19 protein-coding genes are annotated in these 23,652 nt (G+C 53.1%); 10 read left to right on the plus strand and 9 right to left on the minus strand.

Annotation, left to right across the window (positions count from 1 at the left end; translation table 11 throughout):
• Nucleotides 1–47 precede the first annotated feature (47 nt).
• The 4 genes from proC to IRJ17_RS09225 form a co-directional block, all read right to left on the minus strand.
• Entirely contained in the window at nt 48–890 is an 843-nt protein-coding gene (proC, locus tag IRJ17_RS09210; RefSeq protein ID WP_173596700.1) for a pyrroline-5-carboxylate reductase, read from the minus strand.
• A gap of 21 nt (nt 891–911) precedes the next feature.
• Nucleotides 912–2,180 (minus strand): glutamate-5-semialdehyde dehydrogenase, encoded by a 1,269-nt coding sequence (locus IRJ17_RS09215; RefSeq protein ID WP_242774427.1) that lies wholly within the window; start codon nt 2,178–2,180, stop codon nt 912–914.
• 55 nt (nt 2,181–2,235) lie between these two features.
• Nucleotides 2,236–3,336, minus strand: coding sequence for a glutamate 5-kinase (gene proB / locus IRJ17_RS09220; RefSeq protein ID WP_122964406.1), 1,101 nt, complete (start codon nt 3,334–3,336; stop codon nt 2,236–2,238).
• Between the two features lie 350 nt (nt 3,337–3,686).
• Nucleotides 3,687–4,307 (minus strand): hypothetical protein, encoded by a 621-nt coding sequence (locus IRJ17_RS09225; protein WP_122964407.1) that lies wholly within the window; start codon nt 4,305–4,307, stop codon nt 3,687–3,689.
• 198 nt (nt 4,308–4,505) lie between these two features.
• Here IRJ17_RS09225 and IRJ17_RS09230 point away from each other — a divergent pair, with 198 nt between their 5' ends.
• The 7 genes from IRJ17_RS09230 (at nt 4,506) to IRJ17_RS09260 (ending at nt 14,606) form a co-directional block, all read left to right on the plus strand.
• Nucleotides 4,506–4,922, plus strand: coding sequence for a hypothetical protein (locus IRJ17_RS09230; protein ID WP_063227286.1), 417 nt, complete (start codon nt 4,506–4,508; stop codon nt 4,920–4,922).
• 175 nt (nt 4,923–5,097) lie between these two features.
• A complete protein-coding gene (locus IRJ17_RS09235) occupies nt 5,098–5,823 on the plus strand; it encodes an ABC transporter ATP-binding protein (protein WP_122964409.1) in 726 nt (241 codons plus the stop codon).
• A complete protein-coding gene (locus IRJ17_RS09240; protein WP_173596704.1) occupies nt 5,816–7,477 on the plus strand; it encodes a putative ABC transporter permease subunit in 1,662 nt (553 codons plus the stop codon). Before IRJ17_RS09235 ends, IRJ17_RS09240 begins: the two co-directional genes overlap by 8 nt.
• Before the next feature lie 237 nt (nt 7,478–7,714).
• Nucleotides 7,715–8,830, plus strand: coding sequence for an S-layer homology domain-containing protein (locus IRJ17_RS09245; RefSeq protein WP_242774429.1), 1,116 nt, complete (start codon nt 7,715–7,717; stop codon nt 8,828–8,830).
• A 351-nt stretch (nt 8,831–9,181) separates the two neighbouring features.
• Nucleotides 9,182–11,590, plus strand: coding sequence for a 3-hydroxyacyl-CoA dehydrogenase/enoyl-CoA hydratase family protein (locus tag IRJ17_RS09250; RefSeq protein ID WP_173598515.1), 2,409 nt, complete (start codon nt 9,182–9,184; stop codon nt 11,588–11,590).
• 19 nt (nt 11,591–11,609) lie between these two features.
• The gene (locus IRJ17_RS09255; protein WP_122964413.1) at nt 11,610–12,794 is read left to right on the plus strand and encodes an acetyl-CoA C-acetyltransferase; all 1,185 of its coding nucleotides are present in this window, start codon (nt 11,610–11,612) and stop codon (nt 12,792–12,794) included.
• A 33-nt stretch (nt 12,795–12,827) separates the two neighbouring features.
• The gene (locus IRJ17_RS09260) at nt 12,828–14,606 is read left to right on the plus strand and encodes an acyl-CoA dehydrogenase family protein (protein WP_122964414.1); all 1,779 of its coding nucleotides are present in this window, start codon (nt 12,828–12,830) and stop codon (nt 14,604–14,606) included.
• A 116-nt stretch (nt 14,607–14,722) separates the two neighbouring features.
• Here IRJ17_RS09260 and IRJ17_RS09265 read toward each other — a convergent pair whose 3' ends face one another.
• Genes IRJ17_RS09265 through IRJ17_RS09275 form a run of 3 tightly spaced genes read right to left on the minus strand, consistent with a single transcriptional unit; the run spans nt 14,723 to nt 18,475 of the window.
• Entirely contained in the window at nt 14,723–15,877 is a 1,155-nt protein-coding gene (locus IRJ17_RS09265) for a Ger(x)C family spore germination protein (protein ID WP_229049748.1), read from the minus strand.
• On the minus strand, nt 15,874–17,400 hold the full coding sequence (locus IRJ17_RS09270; RefSeq protein ID WP_242774431.1) for a spore germination protein: 1,527 nt from the start codon (nt 17,398–17,400) through the stop codon (nt 15,874–15,876). The genes IRJ17_RS09265 and IRJ17_RS09270 overlap by 4 nt, the downstream gene beginning before the upstream one ends.
• A complete protein-coding gene (locus tag IRJ17_RS09275) occupies nt 17,387–18,475 on the minus strand; it encodes an endospore germination permease (RefSeq protein WP_122964416.1) in 1,089 nt (362 codons plus the stop codon). The genes IRJ17_RS09270 and IRJ17_RS09275 overlap by 14 nt, the downstream gene beginning before the upstream one ends.
• Nucleotides 18,476–18,635: 160 nt before the next feature.
• Here IRJ17_RS09275 and IRJ17_RS09280 point away from each other — a divergent pair, with 160 nt between their 5' ends.
• The 3 genes from IRJ17_RS09280 to IRJ17_RS09290 are packed head-to-tail and all read left to right on the plus strand — an operon-like array spanning nt 18,636 to nt 22,392.
• Complete coding sequence (locus IRJ17_RS09280) at nt 18,636–20,183, plus strand: spore germination protein (RefSeq protein ID WP_122964417.1); 1,548 nt, start codon at nt 18,636–18,638, stop codon at nt 20,181–20,183.
• A complete protein-coding gene (locus tag IRJ17_RS09285) occupies nt 20,180–21,280 on the plus strand; it encodes a GerAB/ArcD/ProY family transporter (protein ID WP_173598513.1) in 1,101 nt (366 codons plus the stop codon). Before IRJ17_RS09280 ends, IRJ17_RS09285 begins: the two co-directional genes overlap by 4 nt.
• Nucleotides 21,277–22,392 (plus strand): Ger(x)C family spore germination protein, encoded by a 1,116-nt coding sequence (locus tag IRJ17_RS09290; RefSeq protein ID WP_122964419.1) that lies wholly within the window; start codon nt 21,277–21,279, stop codon nt 22,390–22,392. The genes IRJ17_RS09285 and IRJ17_RS09290 overlap by 4 nt, the downstream gene beginning before the upstream one ends.
• Nucleotides 22,393–22,464: 72 nt before the next feature.
• Here IRJ17_RS09290 and IRJ17_RS09295 read toward each other — a convergent pair whose 3' ends face one another.
• Together IRJ17_RS09295 and IRJ17_RS09300 are read right to left on the minus strand one after the other, a co-directional pair.
• Nucleotides 22,465–22,977 carry a 1,2-dihydroxy-3-keto-5-methylthiopentene dioxygenase gene (locus IRJ17_RS09295; protein WP_063227299.1) on the minus strand — a complete coding sequence of 171 codons (513 nt, stop codon included), beginning with the start codon at nt 22,975–22,977 and terminating at the stop codon, nt 22,465–22,467.
• An 18-nt stretch (nt 22,978–22,995) separates the two neighbouring features.
• Nucleotides 22,996–23,649, minus strand: a complete 654-nt coding sequence (locus tag IRJ17_RS09300) for a methylthioribulose 1-phosphate dehydratase (RefSeq protein WP_122964420.1) — start codon at nt 23,647–23,649, stop codon at nt 22,996–22,998.
• Nucleotides 23,650–23,652 lie beyond the last annotated feature (3 nt).

Raw genomic sequence — 23,652 nt, forward strand, 5'->3', positions numbered from 1 at the left:
TCGACTGTTTTTTTCTATTATACAAGAAGCAGAAGAGGGACAAAAGCTCAGCGGTACTCGGCACCCATTTCTCTGGACCGTTCTGTCGCCCGCAAAATCGCGGCGGTGACGGCCTCCTGAAATTGATACGATTCCAACACGGCAAGCCCAGCCTGCGTCGTTCCTCCCGGACTGGTCACTTGCTTGCGCAGCAAGGCTGGCTCCGCTCTTGTTTCCAGCAGCATCGTAGCGGCTCCGATTACGGTTTGAAGCGTCAGTTGGCGGGCCATTTCCCGATCCAGTCCCGCTGTCGCACCAGCGCCCATCATGGCTTCGACCAGGTAGTAAATGTAGGCGGGACCGCTGCCGGACAGACCCGTGATAATATCCAGCTCTTCTTCCGCGACTTCGTACACGGTGCCAATCGCTTCGAACAGGCGCGTAGCGAGAGTAAGCTGCTCTGGCTGAACAAAAGCGTTGGCGCTCATCCCGGTTGCGGACAGCCCGACAGCAGAAGAAGTGTTGGGCATCGTGCGAATGATCGGGCAGTCAACGCCCAGCCATTCCCCGATCAAACTGGTGGAAACGCCAGCGACTACGGAAATGATCAACTGATGGGGAGACACTTTTCCGCGAAGCTCCATCAGCGCTTCCCCCGCATCTTTTGGCTTGATTGCCAAAATCAAAATATCGGACGTGCGGGCTACTGCGAATTTGTCCGTCGAGGTGCTTACGCCGTAGGCAGTAGCCAGCTCCTCCAGCCGTTCGAGGTTGTTCCGGTTTGTCACCGTCATTCGCTCAGCCTGAATCAAGCCTTTTTTCAAAATTCCCGAGAGCATCGCTTCGACGATGGAGCCGGCTCCGAGAAAGCCGATTCGTCCGTTTGTGATGGCGGTTGCTTGGTTGCTCATAGCTGTTATCCTCCTTTTGGACTAGCGGATTTGTCCCGTGCCGCGCACGACGTATTTGTAAGAGGTGAGAGCAGGCAGTCCCATCGGCCCGCGAGCGTGCAATTTTTGCGTACTGATGCCGATCTCGGCCCCGAAGCCAAATTCGCCGCCATCGGTGAAGCGGGTAGACGCATTGTGATAGACGGCAGTAGCATCGACGGAAGCCAAAAAGTGCCGGGCTGCCTCCAAGTCCTCCGTCACGATTGCTTCGGAATGACCTGTGCTATGTGTGGCGATGTGCTCAATCGCTTCTGCCAGACTGTCCACCGTGCGGACAGCCAGGACGAGATCGGAGTATTCCGTATCCCAGTCAGTCGGCTCAGCGCTGACCAACAAGTCGGCGAGATCGTGGTGAACTGCTCGCGTCTTTTCGCAGACGCGCAACTCGACCCCGGCTGCCAGCAGCTTCTGCAAAAGGGAGCGCTGGGAATCGTGCGCCCAGCTTGCATGGATCAACAGCGTTTCCGCAGCGTTGCAAACGGCAGGTCGGCTTGTTTTGGCGTTGACCACGATTGCTTCCGCCATGTCGTAGCGGGCGGCTTGATCCACGTAGATGTGACAATTGCCCACCCCTGTCTCCAACACAGGCACGCTTGCCAGCTTTAGCACCCGCTGAATCAACCCGGCGCCGCCGCGAGGAATGATGACGTCCACGAGTCCGTTGGCGGTGCATAAAACGTCGACAGATTCATGTTCGGCAAAAGGCAAATATTGGACAGCTTCTTGCGGAAGGTCAGCGACCGCCAGCGCTTCGCGAATCGAGCGGACGAGCGCCAGATTGCTGTGAACCGCGCTGTGGCTGCCACGCAGGACGATGGCATTCCCGGTTTTGAGCGCGATCGCTGCCGCATCTACCGTGACATTCGGCCGGGCTTCGTACACCATGCCGATGACGCCAAGCGGAACGCGAACTTGCTCGATGACAAGACCGTTGGGCCGGGTCCATGAGTCGATTTGCTGCCCGACGGGATCGTCAAGAGCCGCCAGCGAAGTCAGGCTGTCTGCCAAATCTGTCATCCGCGCAGGCGTCAGACGCAAGCGATCGAGATAGGAAGCGGGTTGCCCGTCAGCTTCCGCCTTGGCGATATCTTGTTCGTTGGCTGCCAAAATGATCTCTGTATCTGCCAGCAGCTTTTTCCCGATTTCCGTGAGAGCTTTGTCTTTTTCCGCTCGGCCAAGCAGAGCCATCTGCCGCGAAGCCTGCTTTGCCAGTGAGAGTTGTGCCAGCACGTTTTCCTTCAAGCTTTTCATTTTCTCCCCAACTCCTTGTTTGTCTCTTTGTCTATAAAAAGGCGCTAAAAAACGCTTACCGTGTCGGTGTCCATTCATCGCGATGTATGACTGTGCCGCTGCGTCGCGTCAAGTTGGAAGGAGAAAGAGAAGCGAGCAACTGGTCAGCGCCATATCTGCTGACGCCCCGTCCGATCAGGGAACCGTCGCAATACACTTCAATGACTTCGCCTTCCGCGAACTTCCCAGAGACTTCGCGCACCCCCGCGAGAAGCAGGCTGCGGCTTTTCTCTAAAATCGCTTCTGCCGCTCCGCTGTCGACCGTGATCGTGCCGCGAACAGGGGAGTGCAGCGCAATCCATTGTTTGCGGGTAGAAACGCCGGAGGAGGAAGGAGCTTCCGGGTGATAGCCGACATAAGTGCCATCGCCGTTGCCTGCCAGCGCTTGCACGAGATCTGCTGGTTGCGCCAATTTTCCGATAAAGCTTGGAATCCCCAGACCTTGCGCCGTTCGCGCTGCAATCAGTTTGGAGCGCATCCCGCCAGTACCTAGCTGCGACGCCCCTTTTGCCAGTGCCTCGATTTCGTCCGTGACTTCTGCAAGCGAGCTGATCCGCTGGGCGTCAGGATGGTAGCGAGGGTCTTTGTCATACAGTCCGTTCGTATCGGTGAGAATCATGTACAAATCGGCGTGTACCAAGCCTGCGACCAGTGCGCCGAGCATGTCGTTGTCGCCAAAGGTCAGCTCTGCGACCGATACGGTGTCGTTTTCGTTGATGATCGGCAAAATGTTTTTGTCGAGCAAAAGCGACAGCGTCTGAAAAGCGTGCTGATACCGCTCCCGGTGCGAGAAGTCCCCCCGCGTCAGCAAAATTTGCGCCACGCTGAAGTGGTGGGCAGCGAACATTTGCGTGTACGTTTGCATCAACAGACTTTGGCCGATGGCTGCGGCAGCCTGCTTTGCTGCCAACGAGCGGGGGCGCTGCTGATAGCCGAGACTTTGATAACCGCTTGCGACTGCTCCCGAAGAAACGAGTACAACCTGATGCCCGGCCGCGCGGAGCTTGCTGATGGCTGCGACGAGCAGCGACATTTTTGCGGGATCAACTCCACCGCCCACAGCGGCAATCGAGCTGCTGCCCACTTTGACAACGAGACGCAATTTTCCCTTCTTCATGCTTTAACCTCCTAGCTAGGACAATAAAAAAAGCCCAATCGTCTCTTTGATTAAGGACGAAAGGGCATGTTTAGCCTTACGCGGTACCACCTTATTTGACGTTTGCGGACAGGGAAGTCCAGTCGCAAACATCCGGCTCTCTTTCTTTGATAACAGGTGAAAGAAACCTGTCCAGGTCTTCCCTGGATGCTCTGGGGTGGGTTCGAACCGATTCATGGGCGAAACCTCTCAGCCGCTGGATTTCGCTCTCTGGACCTGAAGGGCGGTTTTACTGTTCCCCGTCATTGCCGATCACTATGCGCTTATTAATTCACTATTATTCTGTAGGCCCACAAGAAATGTCAAGAGGGTTATTGAAATTGTTCGCTGCCATATGCTCCCGACCTGGCCTTGATCTCGAAGCGCTTCGTCTTCTGATCGCGGACGAGACGGTAGCGCAGCGTGCGGTCGGAGGCAAAAGACGAATCGGTTGCGTCCTGCACCGTGACATCCAACTCGCCGTTGCTTTTGGCTACTGTCGTATTGCGCACGGAGATGAGAACCGGATAGTCCACGCGCGGAATGGCGACAAATACTTTGTCCTTGATCAGCTTGGTAGTCAGCTTGTCGTACATGGACAGAGCAAGCGGCATGCTCCAATAACGACCGAAGTAGCCGACGATTTTGTCTTTGCTCTCAAATTGCTTCGGCAGCTCCCGGAAGACCAGCCCATCTTCGTAGACGGTTTTGCCTTTCGCGTTGTCGAGCGCCGCGAAATACACTTCTTCCAGTACATGCTCTGCGCGGTTCAAAAACAGCACAACGTCCATTTTGTTGTCGCCGAGCTTCTGAATAGCGGACAGCTTCACAGGCTTGTTTTGGGCTTTCGTCTTGCTTTTGCTCTCCTCTTTGGCGGGCATCGTGCAGCCGACAGAGAACAGAGGCAAGGAAAGAGAAAGAAAAATCACCCAGTTTTTCCAGTTGTTTTTCATGGCGCACCTCTTTTGAAAAAACGGTAGTTTCCTGTTAGCGTGTGTGGGAAAAGAGATCAATAACCAAGAGAAAAGCTGCCAGTTGCCAAAGGATGAGGTTTGCGCGGAAAAAGGAAACAGGATAGGGGTTGTCTGACACACGGATTATGTCTATCATGAAGAGAGTTGTGCAGATCGAACAATTGAGGTGGAAAATAAATGTTTGGATTTGGAAAAAAGGCAAAAAAACTGGACGGTATTGATATTTTGATCATCAAAACGGTCGATGCCAAAAACCGTAATTTTTACCAGGTAGCTTTTCCGAGCGTAGTAGCAAATGATGTACTGTCTATGCTGCAAAAACTGGAAAAATCGAAAATCAACCAGCAAGAATTTTTGGGGGAAATCGGCGGATTCCGGATCGTTACCCATCTGGAAGCGCTGACCAGCTATGACGTGCTCGACGATGCTGACATGGAAGCACATCCTATTCAAATTCCTGACTTCGCCAATATGCTGCTGCGCCGTCTGGAAGCGTTGGATGAGAGCGGAGCGATGGGAGAATCCGAGGATTTGGCTTTTATCATGGGCGAGTTGACCATGCTGCGCGACGGCAGCTTTGTGCCGCAAAACTAAAACGAAAATACGTAAGGTATCTGCTGGCTCGTGCCGGGCAGAATACATCAGGAGCCGTGGGAAGAACCGACGGCTCTTTTGCGTATTCGCAACTTTTGGGCAAGACCGTTCGTATACATAAGGTGGAAGCTGCTGGAAACAGGCTGGGAAAGAGCGCGGGCTAGGAGGGACAAACATGATTGAACTGGTGAATGTGACAAAAAGCTACAACGGTGCGACAAAAGCAGTCGACCAGTTGACGCTGACCGTGCCAAAAGGCGAGATATTCGGGTTTCTTGGCCCAAACGGCGCCGGAAAAACAACGACGATCAAGATGGTGACAGGAGTGATTCGCCCCGACCAGGGCGAGATCACGATTAACGGAAAAAATATTGGCACGACCCCGCTTGAAGCCAAACAGCAATTTGGCTATGTGCCCGATAGTCCCGATCAGTTTTTGCGGCTCAAGGGGCTGGAGTACGTCAACTTCATGGCCGATATGTACCAGGTGCCAAAAGAAGTGCGGGGGCAGAGAATCATGGAGCTGGCCAGAAGATTCGACATGACGAGCGCACTGGGCGATTCCATTCAGAGCTATTCGCACGGCATGCGGCAAAAGATCATGATCATGGGCGTGCTCGTGCACAATCCGGAAGTGTGGATTCTCGATGAACCGCTCACAGGACTTGATCCGAAATCGTCGTTTACGTTGAAAGAAATGATGCGGGAGCATGCAGACAGTGGACGGACCGTGTTTTTCTCCACCCACGTGCTTGAGGTGGCCGAAAAGCTGTGTGATCGGGTCGCGATCATCAACAAGGGGAAAATTTTGTTTTGCGGCACCTTTAAAGAGATGCAGCAGCATTTTCAGTCGGACGTGTCGCTGGAAAGCTTGTTCCTGGAGTTGACCAAGCATGAATAAAGTAGTGGGTTTGACAAAAGTGCTGCTCAAAAATGCAGGAGGGACGAAGCAAAAAGCCAGCGCCTGGAAGACGGTCCTGATTATGATTGCGATTGCCATGGGAATGATCCCGATGATTCTCGGGGCTGTCGTCTTTCTTTCCGCGCTATATGACGGGCTGGAACTGATTGGGCAGCAGGCCGCATTGCTCGGACTCGGGGTGACAGTGGCTTCCCTGGCGATTTTTATGTTCGGAATTTTGTACGTTCTGAGCGTTTTTTACTACTCGCAGGATGTGGAGCAGCTATTGCCTTTGCCTCTGTCGCCTGGGCACATTCTCAGTGCCAAATTCCTGGTTGCACTGGTCTATGAGTATCTTACGGCACTGGTCTTGCTGGGGCCGCTTCTGATAACATACGGAGTGAAGAGCGGAGGGGGCTTTTTTTACTATTTGTTTGCCCTGTTCATTTTTTTGCTGGTGCCGATCTTGCCGCTCGTGATGGCGGCTCTCGTCGTCATGCTGTTCATGCGCTTCACAAACGTAGGCAAAAGCAAGGAACGCTTCCGCTTGATCAGCGGTTTGCTGGCGATTGGTGTCGCGCTCGGCTTCCAGATGTTTGTGCAGCGTCAGGTCAGCAGCAAGGCGGACAGCATTGAACAGTTGCAACAGATGATCGTCAGCCAGGAAAACGGACTGCTGAACATGATTACGCAGTTCTTTCCGGCAAGCAAGCTGGCAGCCCTCGCCCTGCAAAACAGCGGAACGTTGCTCTCCTGGGGCTTTCTCGCCAGTTTCCTGCTGGTGGCACTGGCGAGCTTCGGCGTGTTTCTGGTGATTGGAAACCGTTTTTACTTTGCCGGGGTAATGGGAATCAGCGAAGCGGTAGCCAAGCGAAAAATGGTCGGTGAGGCCGCTTTTCAAAAGCTGATCCGTGAGCGCTCCAGGCTTGCGTCTTACTTTTTAAAAGAATGGAAAATACTTTGGCGAACGCCCGCGTTTTTGCTGAATTGTACGTTATCCAGCATCCTCGTTCCGCTTCTTGTTTTGCTGCCGCTTTTGGCACGCGAGGATAGCGAAAAGCTGATTGCGCATTTGCAAAGCCTCATGCAAGGCGAGCAGGCGGGCGGGATCGGCCTGGCGATCGTGTTCGGGGCGTTTTTGATACTGGGCAGCATGAATAGTACATCGGTAACAGCCATCTCCAGAGATGGGCAAGGGTTTTTTTACAATAAAACATTGCCGATCGGGCCTGGGCAGCTAATATTGGCGAAGGTGCTGCCGGGATTGCTCCTCAGTGGCATCAGTGTTCTTGTGCTGCTGGCCGAAGCTGCCTGGCTGCTGGCGCTGCCTGGCGAGTTCCTCTTGTTCGCTGCCTTGTGCGTGATTCCGTCCGTGCTGTTCATCAACCTGGCTGGCATCGCGATTGATCTGCTTCATCCCAAGCTTGGATGGGGTTCAGAACAGGAAGCAGTAAAGCAAAACATGAATACGTTGCTGCTGTTTATGATCGGCTTGGTGGCGGGAGGGTTGGTCGTTGTGGCTAACTTCCTGATCGGGGCTTCGCTTTGGGTCACGGCTTTGGGACTTTTTGTGCTTTTTGTACTCCTCGATTTTTTGATTTACAGACTGCTTGTTGCCAAAGGACCAGGATGGCTGGAAAAGATCGAAGAGTGAGGATACGCTAGGATGCTTGCAAAAGCCGTTCTCCCCTTGATGGAGCGCGGCTTTTTTTGCTTATGACGTTTTACCGAGCACATTTTGCGAAAAGAGGGTATAAAGAAGTGCGTGATACCGCCCGATACATGTAAGGGAGATCGTTTTGCATTCGGGACTATAGTCGGTTCCGGGGCGACGCTCGCAAGGGAAAAGGGAATAAAGACTCTGGCAAAGGAGAAAGGAGTAACTGCAAACATGATGAAGCGTTTTGCTCTCTGTTTTTTGATGGCATGGCTGCTTGTTCAGGCTGTGTGGACGAACGGAGCGAATGCCGCCGCTGGTTTTGACGACATCGATGGACACTGGGCAGAGCAACAAATTAATGAACTGGCGAGCCTGGGGATTATCAAGTCGAACGGCAAACACTTGTTTTATCCCAACAAGCCGATTTCACGCGGCGAAGCTTTGGCGCTGCTCAATCGCGTTGTTGAGAAAGTATACGGTTCGCTCGATCTTCCGCAGCGGAAGGAAAATCTTGACTACAACTTTCTGCTCCGGGGGGAAGTAGAACAGCTGCTGGTCAATATGAAAACGGTTTGGCAAGTCGAGACAAATGCCCTGTCGACGTACGATCCTGGCGACAGGATGCTCTATTACTTGTATCTCGCTGAAAGCGGTCAGTTGATCAAAAAGCAACAGAAAGAAAATCCGAAATGGTGGCTGTCCAGTGCAGCTTTGCAGCAGTCGCTGTCTAGAGAAGAGGCCAGCCTGTTGCTCTTCCATGTGCTTGCACCGCAAAAATTCAGAACAGCCAATCTAAAACCACAGGACGCGGCTACGTACTTCGACAGCTTCTATGAGTGGAAGCAGGATCGGTATTACCGCGATACATACTCGCCTTACCCATTGGCTATTCGAGAGTTTCAGCTGTTTTTGACGGAAAAGACATTCTCGCCTGACAAGGTCATGACGCGGGCAGAATACGCTGTAGTCATGAAGCGTTTGCTTGATTATTATCGCATAGACACGCTGGCCCAATTTCGTGCCGCGATCAATCAGCAGCAAAAAATCGCTCAGTTGTATTTGCGTTCAGCCAATTTGGCCTGGGAGAAAAAAGATCAGGCCCGTTTGTCCGTCGTATTTAGTCCTGACGCATTGAAAAGCATGGCCACGCTCCCACAAGTTCCCAAGTACAACGGCCCGGTAACGATCACGAGCAAAGTAGACATCAATGATCCGAAAATTCTCTGGCTGATCGGTTTTTATCCCGATCCGGTAAAAGGAGATTTTCAAATCGAATACAAGCTGGAGCAGGCAGACGCCAATGCATTTGGACGCAAAATTACTGCGGTAATCTACAGCGAAAAATAGGCAAAAAAATCAGGGCATCCATAGCGAATGCCCTGATTTTTTTAATACCGCACCGACAAGTGACGATTGCAAATGACAGAATTTTCGATTACAATAAAACTGAACGGTGACTCAGTAAGTGGCAGCCGGATCTGACATCTCAAGGCGGGAGCTTTAGCCAATATGCGAGATGTATTTTTTGGCCCATCTAATGAATGAGTATTCATTCAACTAAGACATGAGCTTTTGCATACAGGAATATCTTTAAGAATGGTAGAAGTAAATAAAATGATCTAGTAGTCAGAAAATTATGGGATTATGGCAACAACCGTGAGTAGCCTCGACAGAGGATTTCTAAAGGAGGATTTGGAGATGGAACGCAAAATTCGCAAAGCGGCGGTTCTCGGTTCCGGTGTCATGGGTGCGGGAATTGCAGCTCATCTGGCAAACGTCGGGATTCCTACCTATTTGCTTGACATCGTGCCACGGGAATTGACGGCGGACGAGAGCAAAAAGGGACTGACACTGGCTGATTCTGTCGTCAAAAACCGGATTGCACAAGCGGGCAAAGACAGGCTTTTGAAAGAAAAGCCGGCACCGCTTTACGATAAAAAGAACATGGAACTGATCACGGTAGGCAACTTCGAGGATCATCTGCCACTCCTCGCAGAAGTCGACTGGATCATCGAAGTAGTCGTGGAAAATCTCGATGTGAAGAAAAGCGTCTTCGCCCAGGTAGAAGCCCATCGCAAGCCAGGGACGATCGTCACTTCGAATACATCCGGTGTGTCGATCAACGAGATGGCAGAAGGGCGCTCGGACGATTTTCGCAAGCATTTTCTCGGCACGCACTTTTTCAACCCGCCGCGCTATCTGAAGCTTTTGGAGCTGATCCCGGGGCATGATACCGACCCGGAAATCGTCTCGTTCATGAAGCAATTCGGGGAGCATGTGCTCGGAAAAGGCATGGTTGTCTGCAAGGACACGCCGAACTTCATCGCCAATCGCATCGGTACATACGGGCTGCAAGTCTCGATCCACGAGATGGTGCGCCTCGGCCTGGGAGTGGATGAAGTCGATGCGTTGACTGGTCCGGTCATCGGCAGGCCGAAAAGCGCCACGTTCCGCACGCTGGATGTCGTCGGTCTGGACACTTATGTGCACGTGGCGGGGAACGTCCGCAACAAGAGCACGGATGAAGCGGAACGGGCTGTTTTTGCGGTGCCGGAGTTTGTTTTGCAGATGGTGGAGAAGCGCTGGATCGGTCAAAAGGCCGGGCAAGGATTTTTCAAGCAGGTCAAGTCGGCGCAAGGAAAAGAAATTTTGGCGCTCGATATCAACACCTTGGAGTATCGCCCGAGCGTGAAGCCGAAGTACCCTTCCCTAGATGCTGCGAAGACGGCAAAAACGTTGCCGGAAAAACTGCGCGCGCTCGCATACGGCAAGGACAAGGGCAGCGAGTTTGTCTGGAGCGTCTTCAAGAAAGTTTTGCTGTATTCCGCTGAAAAAGCTTACGAAATCGCGGATGACATCGTCGCAGTCGATCAGGCGATGAAATGGGGCTTCGGCTGGGAGCTTGGTCCGTTCGAGACGTGGGATGCGATCGGCGTGGAAAAATCAGTCGCCAAAATGCGCGCGGAGAACGAACAGATTCCGGCGCTGGTCGAGGAGCTTTTGGCAAGTGGAAAAACGACGTTCTATCAGAAAGCGGAAGGACGGCGCGAAGCCTTTTCGATCGGCGGCAAGTATAAAGCGATAGAGGAAGACAAGAAAAATATCAATCTCGCTGCCCTCAAAGAACAAGGCAAGCTGATCAAGAAAAATGCAGGCGCGGCGTTGATCGATCTTGGCGACGGCGTTGCGTGTCTGGAATTTACCTCTCCCCATAACGCGCTCGGTCTGGATGTGCTGCAAATGGCGAACCAGGCTGCGGAAGAGGTGCAAAAAAACTTCGCGGGTCTGGTCATCGGCAATCAGGGCAAAAACTTCTGCGTCGGGATGAATCTCGCGATGGCCTTGATGGAGGCGCAGGATGAAAACTGGCTGGAGCTAGACATGCTCGTCAGCAACTTCCACAAAGCCGCTCGCGCGATTCGCTACATGCACCGTCCAGTCGTCGCAGCACCTTTCGGCATGACGCTCGGTGGCGGCGTCGAGGTGACCTATCTCGCTGACCGTGTACAAGTAGCGGCAGAAACGTACCTCGGACTCGTCGAGGTCGGTGTCGGGCTGTTGCCAGGCGGCGGGGGAACGAAGGAAATGCTGTTTAGGGCGATGGAAAACGTGCCGGAAGGAGGCAGCATGCCAGTTGATCCGTTCCCGTTCGTCGCAAGAGCTTTTGAAACGATTGCGATGGCAAAAGTGTCGACCAGCGGACAGGAGGCAATCAATCTCGGTTATTTGCGGCCGACCGACCGGATCAGTGTCAATGCGGACCACCTTTTGTACGATGCGAAACAGCTTGTGCTTGCGATGGACCAAGAAGGCTACACGCCGCCTGCGCCGCGCAAAATCCGCGTGATCGGGGAGACGGGCTACGCCAATTTGCGCCAAAACATTTACGCGATGAGAAAGAGCGGCTACATTTCCGAGCACGATGAGCTGATCGCAAGCAAAATCGCCTATGTCATGTCCGGCGGAAATGTGCCGGCGGGTACGGAAGTGACAGAAAGCTACATTTTGGAGCTGGAGAAGCAAGCGTTCCTTGCCCTGATCAAGACGCCGAAAACCCAGCAAAGAATGCAGCATATGCTGACGAAAAACAAGCCTTTGCGCAACTAGGGGAGGGTGAGGGATAACGATGAGAGAAGCAGTTATCGTCGCAGGAGCCCGCACAGCGGTCGGCCGAGCGAAAAAAGGAAGCCTCAGGGACGTGCATCCAGTCGATATGGGAGCGGCGGTCGTTTCCGATTTGTTGCGGCGCGTCCCGCAGCTGGACCCGGCGGACATCGAGGACGTCATTATGGGAACAGCCGTACCGGAGGCGGAGCAAGGCATGAATATGGCGCGACTGATCGGATTGCGCGCCGGGTTGCCGACGAATGTAGCGGGAATTACGATCAACCGTTTTTGCTCCTCGGGCTTGCAGACTATTGCCTATGCAGCGCAGCAAATTATGGTCGGCAGCTCTGACGTCCTGGTGGCAGGCGGGGTGGAGAGCATGAGTCTGGTGCCGATGCTCGGCCACAAGGTCGCGCTGAATCCGGCGCTGGTCGAAACGAAGCCGGAAGCGTACATGAGCATGGGGCACACGGCAGAGGAAGTAGCAAGACGATACAACGTGACGAGAGAAGAGCAGGATGCATTTGCCCTCCGCAGCCATCAACGAGCGACGGCAGCGATCACGTCAGGCAAGTTCCAGGACGAAATCGTTCCGCTGACTGTGAAAAATTACTCCGTCGATGACGCGGGCAAGGTGCATGTTCGTGAAGCTATTTTTGACAAGGATGAAGGTGCTCGTGCAGATACGTCCCTGGAAGCGCTCGCCAAGCTGAAGCCTGTCTTTCACGTCCAGGGCAGCGTAACGGCCGGAAATTCGTCGCAAACAAGCGATGGAGCGGCAGCAGTATTGGTGATGTCAGCCGAAAAGGCAGCCGAGCTGGGTGTCCAGCCGATTGCCAAATTCCGTTCCTTTACGGTAGGCGGGGTCGACCCGGATGTGATGGGAATCGGTCCGGTTGTCGCTATCCCTAAAGCTTTGAGGCTGGCAGGAATCGGCCTGGAAGATGTGGATTTGTTCGAGCTGAACGAAGCGTTCGCGTCCCAGTCGATCGCGGTGATTCGCGAGCTTGGACTCGACCCGGAAAAGGTCAATGTCAACGGCGGCGCTATCGCACTGGGCCATCCGCTCGGTTGCAGCGGAGCCAAGCTGACCGTGTCGCTTCTGAACGAAATGAAGCGCAGGGGCGGCAAATACGGAGTGGTTACGATGTGTATTGGCGGAGGAATGGGGGCCGCTGGCGTTTTTGAAATGGTCGGGGAGTAGGTACGTCTATTTTCATAAAAGGAGAGGGATAGTATGGCAGATACAAAAGAATTGATCCGCGGTGGGAGCTTTTTGATTGATGCTGGTTCGGCTGACGATGTATTCGTGCCGGAGGAGTACAGCGACGAGCAAAAAATGATCGCGAAAACGACGGAAGATTTTGTCGTCAATGAAGTTCGCCCGCATCTGGAGGAACTGGAAAAGCACAGCTTCGACATTTCCGTGCGGTTGCTGAAGGAAGCAGGGGAATTGGGACTTTTGGCTGGCGATGTGCCGGAGAAATACGATGGGCTTGGTCTGGATAAAGTCAGCACCGCGCTCGTCACCGAGAAATTTTCGCTCGCACGCGGCTTCGCGCTGAGCTACGGCGCCCATGTAGGAATCGGTTCCTTGCCGATTGTGTACTTCGGGAACGAGGATCAGAAGCAGCGCTACTTGCCCGATCTGGCCTATGGAAAACGGATCGCAGCGTACTGCCTGACCGAACCAGGCTCCGGCTCTGATGCGCTTGGCGCCAAGACGACAGCGACTCTTTCCGCAGACGGCACCCATTACATTCTCAACGGGGAAAAACAGTGGATCACCAACGCAGGCTTTGCAGACGTGTTCATTGTGTACGCAAAAATTGACGGCGAGAAGTTCACGGCTTTCATCGTGGAGCGGGACTTCCCTGGCGTATCGTTTGGCCCGGAAGAGAAGAAAATGGGCATCAAATGCTCCTCGACTCGTACGGTCATTTTGCAGGATGTGCCTGTTCCAGTAGCCAATCTGTTGGGCGAGCCGGGCAGAGGCCACGTCATCGCCTTCAACATTTTGAACGTAGGCCGGTACAAGCTGGCTGTTGGGGCGGTCGGCTCGGCGAAAAAAGCATTGGAGCTGGCGACGAACTACGCGAAGGAACGCAAGCAGTTTAAAACACCTATCGCCAACTTCACGCTGATCAAAAACAAGCTGGCGAACATGGCTACCAAAGCGTACGCCGCAGAAAGCTCCGTCTACCGGACGGTTGGCTTGTTCGACACCGCGCTTAGCCGCCTGGGCGAGAAAGCGGATGACGGCGCGGAAGTAGCGAAGGCGATTGCCGATTACGCCATCGAATGCTCGATCAACAAAGTGTTTGCTACGGAAGTGCTGGACTACTGCGTGGACGAGGGCGTGCAAATCCACGGCGGCTACGGCTTCATGTCGGAATACGAGATTGAGAACATGTACCGCGACTCGCGGATCAACCGGATTTTTGAAGGGACGAATGAAATCAACCGCTTGCTCATCCCGGATACGCTGGTGAAAAAGGCGATGAAAGGCGAACTGCCTCTCATGCAAGCAGCGACGAGCTTGCAAGCCGAGCTGATGAGCTACTACCCGGAGGAAATCGAGGATGCGCCGCTTGCTGTCGAAAAGCATCTGCTCGGCATGACTCGCAAAATCATTTTGATGGTCGCAGGCTCTGCGCTGATGAAATACCAGCAAGCGATCTCCAAAGAACAGGAGCTGCTCGCTTTTGCTGCCGACATGCTGATCGAGCTGTACGCGATGGACAGCATCGTGAAGCGTACGGAAAAAGCGGTTGCCGCAAACGGACTGGAAGCCGAGCAGCACAAGCTCGCGCTGACAGCAGTGTATGTGCATGAAGCGTTTGACCGCGTTGAGGCGTGGGCCAAAGAAGCGCTCGCTGCGATGGAAGAAGGCGATGAACTGCGCCTGCGTCTCTCCATTTTGAAAAAACTGACTCGCCGCACACCGATCAACACCGTTGGATTGAAGCGGGCTATTGCTGATCGCGTGATCGAAGCAGGCGGCTACGTCGTATAAGCTAAAACAGGCACGAAAAAAGAGCAGGGACATATCTCTGCTCTTTTTTGTGTGCGAAAAATGTCCCGCCGACTTTTCTGATACGGGAGATGTTTGCTTGCAGTCGACGGATTGCCTCAGTTGGCTTGCTTCACTTTCGAGATGCCCCCGTTGTTTAGCTTCACCTGAACGTTGACGGCAGACAGCGATTCTTGCGAAAGCGGGAGCGCGTTGTTTTTCTGCAATCGTTTCCACTCTTGCGGGTATTTGCGATAGAGAGCGTGTCCCAGCTGCAAGGTGTCGATGTTATGTTTTCGGCCCTTTGCAAAAAGCGCCCGTACTTCCGCCTCGATTTTTTTCGCTGCTTCCTTTTCGATTTCATTGATCGGCCCGACTGTCACTACCTGCGTGATATAGCCAGTGGCGTGAATGTCGATGGCGAAGGTTACGGTGCCGTTTTGCAATCGTGGCTCGATTTTCACTTTGGGCTTTTCGAGGATGGTCATCGCCAGCAGTTGCCCTCCTTTGCTGATCCCTAGCAGTGTCCGGACGGTGTGTTCATCGAGCCAGCGCAGCCCCAGCAAGTCTGAGCGCGGCCAGCAGCCTCGGGACTCCAAGTTTTGCAGCAGGCATGCGCCGATCATCTTTAATTTGGGCAACGCTTTCTTGTCTTCGCTCCAGCTGTTTCGGTTGATCGAAAGAATCGGGACGTAGACAACGAGGTTCGGTTCATCTCTTCTCGCGATGAATTGAAACAGCTTCATCGGACGCAGCACAGAGTTTTGCTCATACAGATCGGATGGATTCGCCAGTTGCGAGTAAATCACAGGCAAATCGAACACCTGCTTTGCATTGAAAATGTCGATAATCGGGTCTTTGGTGGCAAACGTCCAGAGCGTGTAGCGAAACTCGTAAAAACGGTCCAGCTCGTCCAAAATCTCCTCCATATGTTTCTTTTCCAAGGCGCTTTCACTAAAGACGATGGAGCGGATATGGCTCCAGGTCATTTGCTTTTGGCTGGTGGGATAAATGTTGAACAGCGCGTTTACGAACGTTTTGCCAGTTCCTTTGGCCACAGCCGATCCACTGGTGGAGCGCGCGCCGCCAGCTTCTGTTTTGGCGATGCTGGAAAAGCTCAAGATTTGCGCGTACACGACAAACTCATCGTTAACGTAATCGATGCCGAGGGCGTTGACGTAAAGCAAATTTTCAATTTCCCGCGCGTTCCAGCAACCGCAGAGCAAAACAGGGAAAACGAGTGTGATTGCAATCGCTCGAAGGTGGGGCATCATCGTTGGCCCTCCCCTTTTTCCGAAGGGTCGTGCAGGAACTCGGGACTTCGTTCGGCTTTGCGCCATGGCGTGCGAAACACGGTTTTGTACAAATCGGGCCAGAAAGTCGGTGCGAGCGGAGACAAGTAATACAAGCCAAAGGAACGCATGTTGGCAAAGTACAAAAGTGTCGCCAGAGCCGAGATCATAAAACCGAACATCCCCAAAAGCGAGCAGACTACGCTGATGCCAAGCCGGAGCAAGGTGATCGTTCCGACAATGTGCTGGTTCGTCAGGGTGAACGTTGCCATGACAGAAAGCGCCACAATTACAAGGCTGCCTGTAGAGGTCAGTCCGGCTGAAATCGCAGCTTGTCCGACGATCAATCCGCCGACGACCGAAAGCGTTTGGCCGATCGCCATGGGCAGACGCAGGCCAGCCTCCTTGAACAGCTCAAACAGCAGCACCATGAGCAACACTTCGAGGGCAGCAGGCAACGGCACTCCTTGCCGCGATTTTACGATGGTGGCGATCAATGTGTAGGGCAGCTGTTCCTGATGATAAGTGATCAGGGCGACCCAAAAGCCGGGCAAAAACAGGGCGATCAGCACGCAGAAAATCCGCAGAAACCGGACAAAGGCGATCGAGAAGACAGAGGAGCTGGCATCTTCTGCGGCGTTCAGCAGCATGGAAAAGTTGACAGGGCCGATCAAGGCGGTCGGGGAACCGTCAACTAAAATGGCAAAACGTCCTTTTAACAAAGCGTTGGTCACGTAGTCAGGTCTTCCCGAGTATTGGTACTCCGGGAGCAATGTCAATGGGGTGTGGGATAAGTTCTCTTCTACTTGCAACCCGCTGATGATGCCCTTGCTGCCCAACTTATCCAGGCGCGAGCATATCTCGCGTTCCAGCTCTGGCGCGATCTGGTCTTTCAGGTACAAGAGACCGACTCGTGTGTGGGTGTGGCTGCCCAGGATGTATGGGAGATACTTCAACTGGTGTGTCCGCATTCTTTTGCGAATCAAAGCCAGATTCGTACTGATCTCCTCCGTGAACCCATCCCGAGGTCCGCGGATGGACACATCGGTATTGGACTCTTCGGGATCGCGCTTGGGCGGATTGCCTGTCTCGACGTAAAAAGCGATTTGAAACTCCTCGAACACCATGAGCAGGTTTCCGCTAAAGACGTGCCTGCAAATCCAGCCAATATCGGTCGGGTACGTCAACTCGTTCATGAAAAACAGCTTTTTCTCGCGCAAATCATCCGCGCTCCTGATCTCCTCGTCGGAAAACAGCCGGGTCAGCTGCGGCATCAAATATTCGCTGATCCGGTCCAGGTCACAAATGCAGTCGGAGTATACGAAGGAGACATAGCAGGGCTCGGGGCCAGGGATCAATGTATGTTCCTCGATGCAAACGTCATTGCAGTCCGTAAACAGCTCATGAAAAGACCGCATGCTAAGGGAGGAAAGCTCTGCATGGTCCGCTGTGGCAGTAGAGTGTTCCAGCACCTGCTTCACCTTGGCAAACCTACGATTTTTCATGTGGCTTCCTCCTTGGGGCAAAGGCTGTCAGGAGCGCTAGCAAAAGGGAAAGCGATACAGCCAGGACGAGCATGGCAGGCAGAATCAGCTTGGACAGCAAACTGTAAAATTCAATCGTACTGATCGGATAGAGCGAAAGCACGGTCGCGAGGAAACAAAGTCCGAGCAGCCACCAGAAGCGCGAGCGTCCTTTTGGAATTAAAAATACATCGACAATGAGGAGCAGGGATAGGGAGACGCGTGTGAACGCTCCGCTAAACCACTGGTAGATGCTTAAAAAGTCCAGATGCTCAATGTACAGGCCAATGTTGGCCAGCCGCCATTCCTCGTAAGCCGGATAGCGCAGCTTGGTCGCCTCCAGCGGCCCGAACTCCACGATGGCGCCAATGGTCGGTCCGATGGTCAAACCGATGAAGATGACAGCAAGCAAAAAAATTTGATAGTAGGGCATTGGAGCGCGCAAGTGATGTTTGATCAGCAAAAACAGGATCATCTCGGTAAAGCCTGCCCCTGCGTACACCATGCCTTTGGCTACAGGCGCCAGGCCATCTTCCATGATCGGGAGCAGCAGACTGTAGTCTTTGTTTTGGAAATTGGTCGCCATCACGAAAAATCCGAGCACTACGACAAAGGGCAATAAAACGGTCGAAGTCACGGCAATCGACCGGATGCCGAGCAAAGCATTTCCCAGGCAAAGCAGGGCGAACAGACCTGCATGGACAGAGAGCGGGGTTTGCGGGGCAAAGGATAAATTGATCCACGTGACCGTATCTGTCAAGGTGGTCGTGGCGATGACAAAGCAATAGAGCGAGATCAAGATGGCCAGAAAGTAAGCGACAGCCGGGCCATAGCGCTGCTTCATCCATTGCAGGAGCGGCTCGCTGCCTGTTTTGCGGTAAATGAAATAGAGCAGAGCCGTCCAGATAAGGTATAAGACGCCTGCAAACAGGACGGATATCCAGGAATCTCTTTTGGCCGAGTCCAACATCATGGGGATGACCAGAACGTGATTCATCAGTCCATTTGTCAGCATCAGCATCACTACGATTTGGGTAAAGGCTAGTCCATTTTTCATGAGTCTCCCGCCAAACTGTTCCAGTTCTCCTGTCAGTATTTGCAGGTCGTTTGGATTTATGCGATTTTCGCGTTCGCTTGTGAGAAGTTGAATGCATATTTTTGGAATCAGTCACGAACGCTAATACAACAAACTACGCAGAGGATGGGAACCAAAACAGATGGGGATGAGAGGATGGCTGAGACGAAGAAGGGCATCGGCAAAAGACAGATTCAGTCACTCTTCTGTCCCGGTGCCTGCGCGTGAGATCAGTGACAGTTTAAGCGATAACATCACAGAGTTGCGCACGATGTTTACCCTGACGCCCGATCTAGTAATCCGTACGTTCGAGAGCAAGTTTGTCGAGGGAAGCGTCGCGCTGGTCTATTTGACGGGTTTGGTAGACAAAAGCTCGGTGAACAACAATGTGCTTCGGCCGCTTCTTTCCCAGCAAAGCGAAGGGCCTGCCAGCATCTACGATCTTTTGTCCGTAGGAAAAGTGTTTAATATATACGATTTTCACGAGGTCGAAAGGCAGATTCTCGATGGCAGCAGCTTGCTGTTTATCGAGGGGCGCAAAGAAGCGCTCGCTGTCGAGACACATGGCTGGCCGCAGCGCGCCATCGAGGACCCTCAGCTTGAAGCGTCCTTGAAGGGAGCGCATCAAGGCTTCGTCGAGACAGGGATGCAAAACATCGCCTTGATCCGCCGCTATCTTCCCAATCGGGAGATGAAGATCAAGGAGTATTGGGTGGGGGACAGGGCGCCGACAAGGGTGTCGCTGCTGTTTTTGGCAGATGTGGTTCATCCCGAGGTGCTGCAAGAGTTTGAGGATCGAATCAAGCTGATTCGGATCGATTCGATTTTGAACACGGGAGAGCTGGAGGAGCTGGTGGAGGACAACCCGTACTCGCCTTTTCCGCAATTCATGATGACAGAACGGCCGGACTCGGTTGCTTCGCACATTTTGCAGGGAAAGGTTGCTGTTGTCGTCGATCGCTCTCCCAGCGTTTTGATCGGCCCTGCGACTTTTGCCTCGTTTTTTCAAAATGTGGACGACTACAGTACCCGCTGGCTGGTCGCCACTTTTATCCGGCTGTTGCGCTTCATGGCGTTTCTGGTGGCTACCTTTTTGCCAGCCGTCTACATCGCGGTGATCTCTTTTAACTACGAGGTCATTCCGCTCGACTTGATTTTGTCAGTGGGAGAGTCGCGGGAGAGAGTGCCGTTTCCTCCCTTGCTGGAAGCGATGATCATGGAACTGACGCTGGAAATGTTGCGGGAAGCCGGGGTGAGGCTGCCTGCGCCGATCGGACAGACGGTGGGCATCGTCGGCGGTATCGTTATCGGACAGGCGGTTGTACAGGCCGGGATCGTCAGCAACATCATGGTGATTGTAGTCGCTTTTACCGCGATCTCTTCCTTTATCATCCCGAACTACGACATGGCGTCAGCAGTGCGGCTGCTGCGGTTTTTGATGATGGGACTGGCTGCGATGTTCGGGATTATTGGCATTGTGATCGGGATGATGGGGCTGATCGGTCATTTGATCTCGCTGGAATCTTTGGGCGTGCCTTACGGAAGTCCCCTGGCACCCGTACGATTTTCAGACTGGAAGGACTTGTTTCTGCGCTTGCCGTTGTGGAGCATGAAAAATCGTCCGGCCAGCGCCCGCGTCGTCCAGTCCAAGCGTCAGGGGGATAACCGTCCTCGGGGGGATGGCGAATGAAAAAATACGCATTTAACGAGCTGACTGTCCTCCAGTACGTATTTTTTATTCATGGAACACAAGTGGGGATCGGAGTCTTGTCCATGCCGCGAGAGTTGGCCGAGGAAGCGGGAACGGACGGATGGATTTCCATTCTCATTGGCTGGGTATGCGCTACTGTGGCAAGCCTCCTCATTGTGAACATCATGAAGCGCTATCCGGGCAAAACGATCGTCGATTTGATTCCCGTCTTTTTTGGCAAATGGCTGGGAATGGTCGTTTCCGCGCTTGTCGCCTGTTATTGCGCCCTCGCCGCCATGACGGTAATCGCCAACGGGATCGGGATTGTGAACGTGTGGATTTTGTCCCAGACGCCAGGATACGTTTTGGCGATATTGACGGTGATCCCTACCTATATGGTTGTGCAGGGCGGGCTGCGGGTGCTGGGACGGTATGCCGAGTTGATTTTTTACTTGACGCTGTGGATGCCGATCGTTGTCTTTTCCATCTTGCCGTATTCCAATTGGCTTCACTTGCTGCCTGTGCTAAAAGAAGGGTGGATGCCGGTTTTCTCCGCAACCAAATCGACGATTTTGTCCTTTCTCGGGTTTGAGCTGGCGTTTTTTCTGTACCCGTTTTTGCAGCGAAAACAGTATGCCTCGCTGGGAATTGTGGTGGCAAACACATTGTCCATGCTGATTTTTATGCATATTACTGTGTTCAGCTTTTCCTTTTTTAGTCCGGATGAAATCACGCAATATACGTGGCCGACACTCAATTTGTGGAAAGTAATCGAGTATCGCTTTCTGGAGCGAATCGACATCATTTTTCTTGCGTTCTACTTGTTCTTTTTGTCGACGACCACGCTGCCGTACATGTATTTTACGGTGTTCACGACGAGCCAAATGGTCGGGTCAGCCGATCATCGCAAGCACTTGTTCATTCTGATGATCCTGATCGTCGTGGGAGCCTGGCTGTATACGCCCACGTTCATCGATCTGAAAAAGTGGAGCGAGGTGTGGAGCATGACTGGAATGGTTGGCGGATACATCATCCCCGTGATCTGGTGGCTGGCGATCCAGTTGTTTCGGCGCGGAAAAGGGGGGCAAAAGGGATGAGCAAAGCCGGAAAGCTGCTGTTGATCTCGGCGCTGTTTTTCTTTTTGTCGGGCTGCATGGATCGAATCGATTTGGAAGATGCGACGATTACGCTGATGGCCGGAGTTGACGTGAATGAGAAGGATGAGCTGCTGTTTTATTTGTCCAGTCCGGTTTTCAGCCGAGAAGCGAAGAAAAAAAGCGAAGAATTTGGCGTAAAAGCGGAGTCTTTCCGACAGGCGCGGGCACGATTGGACGAGATGGTGACGGGGCTTACTCTTTCAGGGAAAATCCAGGCGATCGTGCTGGGAAAGCGACTTTTGGAGCACCCTGACTGGTTCAAGATTCTCGACGTCATTTTCCGTGATGCGCGCTTTACGGTCAACGCCCGGATGGTCTATTTTGACGGCGAGGTAGGTGACTTGTTTCACTTTCAACCGCCAGACAAGCCGAGGCTGTCCCTGCATCTGACCAAGCTGATCGATACCGCTAATCAGCGGAATTTGACCGTGCGGACGAGGGCGCAAGATTTTCATCGGCAAATGTTTGAAAAAGGGATTAATCCAACCATCACGGCTGTGGGCAAAGAAAAAGCGATCAAGATTTTGGGAACAGCGGTGCTGAGCAAGGAGGGCACGTATGTCGAGCTGCTGCAAAGTCAGGAAACGATGCTGCTCCAGTTGTTTCTGCACGGAAAAGAGGGCGAAGTGACCTTTACGGTGCCGATCCCTGCGCCCAATGACAGCAAAAAGATGATCAAGCACAGAGTCAGCCTCATCGCAAAGCAAGCATCCAAAAAAGTGAAGACGACCTTTCGGGACGGCAAGTTTCATTTCGAAGTAAAGATGAAGTTCGGCGGCGGTATTTCGGAGAGATTGTTCCCTTTTGACATGGAAAAGGATTATAAGGACATGGAGCAGATGGTTAATGCGGAGCTGCGCAAAGAATTTGAGAAACTGGTCGTGAAGTGCCAGCAAAATGAAGTCGATCCATTCGGATTCGGGTTGTACGCGCGAGCGCATGCGTATCAGGAGTGGAAAAAGGTGCAAGATAATTGGCCCAAAGCTTTTGCCCAGGCGGAAGTGAAGTTCGTGCCGGAGCTGTCGATCAAGGGCAACGGCGTCATCCGCTAAAATACGTTAAAAGAAACAAGAACACCCTGGTGCAGCATTCGCTCCAGGGTGTTTCGCATTCCGCACTTTGTATTAGTAGATAGCTTCCCAGCCAGCAGGTGTGACAAACAGACGGATCGCTTTGATTTTGCGGTCATCCATCAGCGTGAAGTAGTGGCGGAAGTTCGGCGGTACCGAAATCAGATCGCCAGGGGAAAGCTCAACGTCGAAGTAACGTCCGTCTTTTCCTTTGATCGCGAAAATGCCGTGCCCGTCTACGCAGAAGCGGCACTCATCATCTGTGTGGTGATGCTCGCCTTTGAATTTTACCAACAGCTCGTCGAGGTTCGGCGTTTTGTCGGAGAGGACGATAATATCGGCAGTCAAGTAGCCGCGGCGTTGGCTGATCGCATCGATTTCCGGCTTGAAGGTGTCGAGAATTTCTTGCTTTTCTTCGTCTGTCGGGCTGTAGTTGTCGCGGTGCTTCGGATCGAGGCGAGCTACATCCCATTTTTCATAAATGATTTCTTGGGTGTCCAGGAAGGAAATGACTTCCTCCGGAGCGGAAATGTACTCGTTGTTGTCGTGGAAACGAATTTGTGCCATGATGCTTGCCTCCCTTGATTAGTTGGATGTAGTGGACACGACAGCTTGGCGCAGCTGCAGCCAGCGGGCGTGGTACTCAAACAGAAATTCAAATGCTTCCAGGTGGCGCTTCGCTTCAAAGTCGTTGCCGCCCCAGGCGTAAATGCCGTGGTTGCGGATCAGAACACCCGGAATTTCCGGGGTGATGACTTTTTCGATCGCGGCTGCGAGGGTCGGAATATCGGCAAAGTTCTCAACAATCGGAACAGTGATCCGCGCATTTTCCTCCCAAATCCCAAGGCCCTTGATCAGCTCCTGGCCTTGAATGGTGAAAGCCCGTTGGCCGAAGTACAGCTCGGAGATGAGATTGTTCCAGACCGTATGGACGTGGAAGCAGGCACCTGCTTTGGCAAACTTTTGATAGACGACTGCGTGGATCAACGTTTCGGCGGACGGCTTGAGCGAGGTTGCCTCCACGGGACGGGAATCTTGATCGACCACCAGATAGTCTTCCGGCGACAGCTTCGTCTTGTCCTTGCCGCTTGCCGTCACGGCAAATTGCAGCGGCTCGTCTTGAATCTTGATGGAGAGATTGCCGCTTGTGCCGGGAAACCAGTCCCGGCGGGCAAATGTCAGCTTGGCGTCATCGAGACGACGAAACGCGTCCAGACGCTGTTCGAGTGTTGCGGTCATGTG

The organism is Brevibacillus parabrevis (assembly GCF_022701015.1).
Classification (GTDB): domain Bacteria; phylum Bacillota; class Bacilli; order Brevibacillales; family Brevibacillaceae; genus Brevibacillus; species Brevibacillus parabrevis.

Bases quoted from the DNA above. Each gene is read 5' to 3' on its own strand.
- proB (WP_122964406.1), bottom strand. From the start codon at position 3,336: ATGAAGAAGGGAAAATTGCGTCTCGTTGTCAAAGTGGGCAGCAGCTCG.
- IRJ17_RS09275 (WP_122964416.1), bottom strand. From the start codon at position 18,475: ATGAAAAATGGACTAGCCTTTACCCAAATCGTAGTGATGCTGATGCTG.
- IRJ17_RS09240 (WP_173596704.1), top strand. From the start codon at position 5,816: ATGAATAAAGTAGTGGGTTTGACAAAAGTGCTGCTCAAAAATGCAGGA.
- IRJ17_RS09265 (WP_229049748.1), bottom strand. From the start codon at position 15,877: ATGATGCCCCACCTTCGAGCGATTGCAATCACACTCGTTTTCCCTGTT.
- IRJ17_RS09260 (WP_122964414.1), top strand. From the start codon at position 12,828: ATGGCAGATACAAAAGAATTGATCCGCGGTGGGAGCTTTTTGATTGAT.
- IRJ17_RS09245 (WP_242774429.1), top strand. From the start codon at position 7,715: ATGATGAAGCGTTTTGCTCTCTGTTTTTTGATGGCATGGCTGCTTGTT.
- proC (WP_173596700.1), bottom strand. From the start codon at position 890: ATGAGCAACCAAGCAACCGCCATCACAAACGGACGAATCGGCTTTCTC.
- IRJ17_RS09290 (WP_122964419.1), top strand. From the start codon at position 21,277: ATGAGCAAAGCCGGAAAGCTGCTGTTGATCTCGGCGCTGTTTTTCTTT.
- IRJ17_RS09215 (WP_242774427.1), bottom strand. From the start codon at position 2,180: ATGAAAAGCTTGAAGGAAAACGTGCTGGCACAACTCTCACTGGCAAAG.
- IRJ17_RS09250 (WP_173598515.1), top strand. From the start codon at position 9,182: ATGGAACGCAAAATTCGCAAAGCGGCGGTTCTCGGTTCCGGTGTCATG.
- IRJ17_RS09280 (WP_122964417.1), top strand. From the start codon at position 18,636: ATGGGGATGAGAGGATGGCTGAGACGAAGAAGGGCATCGGCAAAAGAC.
- IRJ17_RS09230 (WP_063227286.1), top strand. From the start codon at position 4,506: ATGTTTGGATTTGGAAAAAAGGCAAAAAAACTGGACGGTATTGATATT.
- IRJ17_RS09285 (WP_173598513.1), top strand. From the start codon at position 20,180: ATGAAAAAATACGCATTTAACGAGCTGACTGTCCTCCAGTACGTATTT.
- IRJ17_RS09295 (WP_063227299.1), bottom strand. From the start codon at position 22,977: ATGGCACAAATTCGTTTCCACGACAACAACGAGTACATTTCCGCTCCG.
- IRJ17_RS09270 (WP_242774431.1), bottom strand. From the start codon at position 17,400: ATGAAAAATCGTAGGTTTGCCAAGGTGAAGCAGGTGCTGGAACACTCT.
- IRJ17_RS09235 (WP_122964409.1), top strand. From the start codon at position 5,098: ATGATTGAACTGGTGAATGTGACAAAAAGCTACAACGGTGCGACAAAA.
- IRJ17_RS09300 (WP_122964420.1), bottom strand. From the start codon at position 23,649: ATGACCGCAACACTCGAACAGCGTCTGGACGCGTTTCGTCGTCTCGAT.
- IRJ17_RS09255 (WP_122964413.1), top strand. From the start codon at position 11,610: ATGAGAGAAGCAGTTATCGTCGCAGGAGCCCGCACAGCGGTCGGCCGA.
- IRJ17_RS09225 (WP_122964407.1), bottom strand. From the start codon at position 4,307: ATGAAAAACAACTGGAAAAACTGGGTGATTTTTCTTTCTCTTTCCTTG.